Origin of the sequence: Pseudonocardia sp. SID8383 (assembly GCF_009864975.1) — a bacterium.
Lineage (GTDB): Bacteria > Actinomycetota > Actinomycetes > Mycobacteriales > Pseudonocardiaceae > Pseudonocardia > Pseudonocardia alni.
Genome location: NZ_WWFY01000716.1, coordinates 1 through 4330, shown reverse-complemented (window position 1 = coordinate 4330; position 4330 = coordinate 1). Strand labels below are relative to the sequence as shown.

Below are 4330 nucleotides of genomic sequence, written 5' to 3'. Positions count from 1 at the left end.
CTCCATCGCCGCCCGCCGGTCCCCCGCGACCGCCGCGTCGGCCACCGCGAAGCCCGAGGACTCGGCCCGGCCGCGGTGGTAGCGCCGCACCCCGGCCTCCTCCACGGCGCCGCCGGTGTCCGCGACGAGCTGCCCGGCCGCGGCCGCCAGCTCCCGCAGGTCCGACCCGACCGCCTCGACCAGCACCGCGAGCGCCCCGGGCGTGATCGTGCCGCCGTGGCGGCGGACCTCGTCGCGCACGAAGTCCGACCGCTCGTCGGCGCGGGTGATGCGGTTGCAGGTGACGGTGTGCGCCCCGGCCTTGCGCATCAGGTCCAGGACCGCCTTGCCCTTCGCTCCCCCGGCGTGCTGGACCACGAGCACGATCCCGTCGGCCGGGTCCTTCACGTAGTCGGCGATGGCGGCGGTCATGTCCTTGTTCGCGTCCTGACCGTGGGTGAGCACGATCACCCTGCCCTCCGCGAAGAGCGAGGGGCTGAGGTGCCCGGCGAGCTCGCCGGGTGCCACCTCGGAGGTGCGGAAGCGGCGCAGCTCGGTCTCCGGATCGCGCTGCCGGGCGCGTCGGACCAGGTCGGACACCGCCCGCTCGGCCAGGAACTCCTCGTCCCCGACGACCAGCTGCAGCGGGCCCGGTTCGCTCGTGCTGCTCACACCCCCATGGTGGCCCACACCTCCGACAACGGGTGAGTCGCGTCCCGACCGGAGAACGTCGCCTGGCGGTGGGGTGTCCCGCTCGCGTACGGTCGTCGTCGATTCCGGCGCCCGGCGTCCGGAGCACCACAACCGCATATGGCTCATCCAGAGGGGCAGAGGGAACGGCCCGTTGAAGCCCCGGCAACCGGCGTCGCACGACGATCCGCCCAGACCTGCGCATTCCGCGTGGCGAGGACGTCGACGAACACGGTGCCAATTCCGGCCCGCCACATCCGGCGGGACAGATGAGGAGATCTCGTGACTCTCACTGCTGCGCCCGAAACCACCTCCGCCTACGACCTCGGCTCCGCGCGCGCTCTCGCGTGCCGCGAGTGCCGCCACGAGATCCCGCTCGCCGCGGAGTTCGCGTGCCCGCGCTGTTTCGGCCCCCTCGAAGTCGCCTACGAGTTCCCGACGGTCACCCGCGCCTCCATCGAGGCCGGGCCGAAGTCGATCTGGCGCTACAAGGACCTGCTGCCGGTCCCGTCGACCGTCGAGCAGCATGCGAACACCGAGCCCGGCCTGACCCGGCTGATCGAGGCCGACAACCTGGCCCGCGCGCTCGGCGTCCGCAAGATCTGGATCAAGGACGACACGGGCAACCCGACGCACTCGTTCAAGGACCGCGTCGTCGCCGTCGCACTCGCCGCCGCCCGTGAGCTCGGCTTCTCGGTGCTGTGCTGCCCCTCGACGGGCAACCTGGCCAACGCCGTCGCCGCCGCGGCCGCCCGTGCCGGCTGGGACTCGGTCGTGCTGATCCCGTCCTCGCTGGAGCAGGCGAAGATCGTCACCACCGCCGTCTACGGCGGCACCCTGCTCGCCGTCGACGGCAACTACGACGACGTCAACCGGCTCGCCACCGAGCTGGCCGCCGAGCACGAGGACTGGGCGTTCGTGAACGTCAACGTCCGGCCGTACTACGCCGAGGGCTCGAAGACCCTGGGCTACGAGGTCGCCGAGCAGCTCGGCTGGCGGCTCCCGCAGCAGGTCGTGGTCCCGGTGGCGTCCGGCTCCCAGCTCACCAAGATCGACAAGGGGTTCACCGAGCTCGGCACCCTGGGTCTGGTCGAGCCCACCCCGTACACCGTGTTCGGCGCCCAGGCCACCGGCTGCTCACCGGTCGCGCGGGCCTTCGAGGCCGGCCACGACGTGATCCAGCCGCAGAAGCCGGACACCATCGCGCGCTCGCTGGCGATCGGGAACCCGGCCGACGGTCCGTACGTCCTCGACTCGGTGCGCCGTACCGGCGGCTCGGTGGGGCACGTGTCCGACGAGGAGGTCGTCGCCGGCATTCGGCTCCTGGCCCGCACCGAGGGCGTGTTCGCCGAGACCGCGGGCGGGGTCACCATCGCGACCACCAGGAAGCTGCTCGAGGCCGGGGCACTCGACCCCGACGCCGAGACCGTCCTCATGATCACCGGAGACGGCCTCAAGACCCTCGACGCCGTCTCCGGCGAGGTCGGCCCGACGGCGACCGTGCCGTCGACGTCCGCCGCGGTCCGCGAGGCGCTGGCGAACCGAGGCTGACCGGCCCCGCCAGCCGGGCGCCGGACGGGGGTCGCCCCGCGCGACCACCGTCAGCCCGGCCGGGTCGTCGCCGGTCAGGGCCAGGTCGCCGGACCGGTCGGTGCGTGCGACGACGATCCCCGCCCCGGCGAGCCGGTCCACCAGCTCCGCGTTGGGGTGCCGGTAGCTGTTGCCGTTTCCGACGCTGATCACCGCCGCCCGCGGCGCGACGGCCGTGATCAGCCGCGGGACCACCTTGCGGGACCCGTGGTGGGGCATCTTCAGCACGTCCGCCCGCAGGTCGGCCCCGGAGTCGAGCAGGTCGTCCTGGGCGACCAGCTCGGCGTCGCCGGTCAGCAGGATCGTCGCGGCCGGGGTGGTCGCGCGCAGCAGCAGCGAGATGTCGTTGACCGCCGTCCCGTCGCTGCCGTCGACCGTCAGGGGCGGGTGGACCGGACCGAGGACCTGCAGGCGCAGCTCCGGCCAGCCCAGCGCCATCCCGCGCGCGAGCCCCACCACCGGGGCACCGGCCTCCTCGGCACGCCGGGTGATGTCACGCAGCCCGGACGCCGGCTCCCGTACCGGCCCGACGGCGATGCCGCCCGCGGCGCGGCCACGCAGCGCGCCGGCGAGTCCGCCGTCGTGGTCGGCGTGGAAATGGGTGATCACCACGAGCTCCAGGACCCGGACGCCGAGCCGGTCCAGGCAGGTGTCGACGGCGTCGTCGGTCGGCCCGGTGTCGACCAGGACGGCGTGCCCGGGGGTACCGGTGGCGAGGACGAGCGCGTCGCCCTGACCGACGTCGCAGGCCACCATCCGCCACCCGGCGGGCGGCCATCCGGGCGGCGCGAACCGGGTCGGGACGAGGACGACGAGCAGCCCGACCAGCAGGGCCAGCAACAGCGCCCGCAGCCGGGGCACCCGGCCCATCGCCAGTAGCACGACCAGCACCCCGGTGAGCAGCAGCGCGCCGCCCGCCCCCGCGGGCCACGGCACGGTGGCACCGGGCACCGCGGCGGCCCGGTCCCCGACCACCACCAGCCACCACACGAACGGTCCCGCCAGCCAGGCGCAGCACCATGCGGCGGCCGGGCTCACCGCGGACAGCACCGCACCGAGCACGCCCAGCACCGTCGCGGGGGCGACGGCGGGCGCCGCGAGCAGGTTCGCCACCACGGTGACCAGCCCGACTCCCCCGTTGAGCCCGGCGATCACCGGCGCGGTGGCCAGGGCCGCGGCGACCGGGACGACCAGTGCCTCGGCCGGTCCGGACGGCAGCCCGCGCCGTCGCAACGCCGCCGTCCAGCCCGGGCCGAGCAGGACCAGTGCACCGGTGGCGACGACGGAGAGCACGAACCCGGCGTCGACGGCCAGGTCGGGGGCGGCCAGCAGCAGGCCGAGCACGGCCACCGCCAGCGCGGGCACCGCCGACCGGGCGCGGCCGGCCGCGAACGCGATCAGCACCACCCCGCCCATGACCGCCGCCCGCAGTACCGACGGTGACGGCCGGGCCAGCACGACGAACCCGACCAGGGCCAGCATCGCGGCCGCGGCCGCGATCCGCGGGTCGGTCCGGAACAGGCGCAGGAGGAGCAGCACCGCCCCGGTGATGATCGCGACGTTGGCCCCGGAGACGGCGGTGAGATGCGCGAGCCCGGCGGTGCGGAAGTCCTGCTCGGTCTCGGCGAGCTGGGCGCGGGTGTCCCCGATCGCGAGCCCGGGCAGCAGTCCCGCGGGTGCCTCGGGCAGCGCGGAGACCGCCGCGTCGCGCAGGCCGTCGCGCAGCGCCCCGGCCCCGGTCTGCCACCAGGGCGGCGCGGTCACGTCCTGCGGCGCACCCCGGACCTTCAGCACGGCGATCGTGAGGTCGGGGCGCTGTGCGGGCATGAGCAGCCCGGCGGCGGAGACCTCCTGGCCGGGGAGCAGCCCGGTCCAGCTCGCCGCCGGGGCCAGGAGCAGGAGCTTCCCGCCGGTGGTCGCCCGGTCCCCGCCGACGGTGGCTGTGACGAGCTCGGTGGGTACCAGCGCCATCGCCCGGGCGGCGCCGGACTCGTCGCCGCCGCCGGTGGTGCTGCGCAGGAGCCGGGGGTCGTCGGTGAGCCGGACGCGGACCTCGGCGGCGGCACCGCGG

The 4330-nt window shown here is 75.2% G+C and carries 2 protein-coding genes, 1 pseudogene and 1 riboswitch; of the genes and pseudogenes, 1 reads left to right on the top strand and 2 read right to left on the bottom strand.

The genetic code is table 11. The features are described 5' to 3' along the window. On the bottom strand, nt 1-651 hold a 651-nt coding region (holA, locus tag GTW08_RS17320; protein ID WP_346009921.1), incomplete at its 3' end, for a DNA polymerase III subunit delta. 140 nt (nt 652-791) lie between these two features. Next, a riboswitch (SAM riboswitch) is annotated at nt 792-945 on the top strand. A gap of 6 nt (nt 946-951) precedes the next feature. Between holA and thrC the strand changes: the two genes are divergently transcribed. Then, complete coding sequence (gene thrC / locus GTW08_RS31955) at nt 952-2220, top strand: threonine synthase (protein ID WP_073578019.1); 1269 nt, start codon at nt 952-954, stop codon at nt 2218-2220. 240 nt (nt 2221-2460) lie between these two features. On the opposite strand, the pseudogene GTW08_RS31950 reads toward thrC, so the two are convergent. Beyond that, nucleotides 2461-4086 (bottom strand): annotated as a pseudogene (locus tag GTW08_RS31950) (ComEC/Rec2 family competence protein); the annotation flags it as partial. Between the last annotated feature and the right edge of the window lie 244 nt (nt 4087-4330).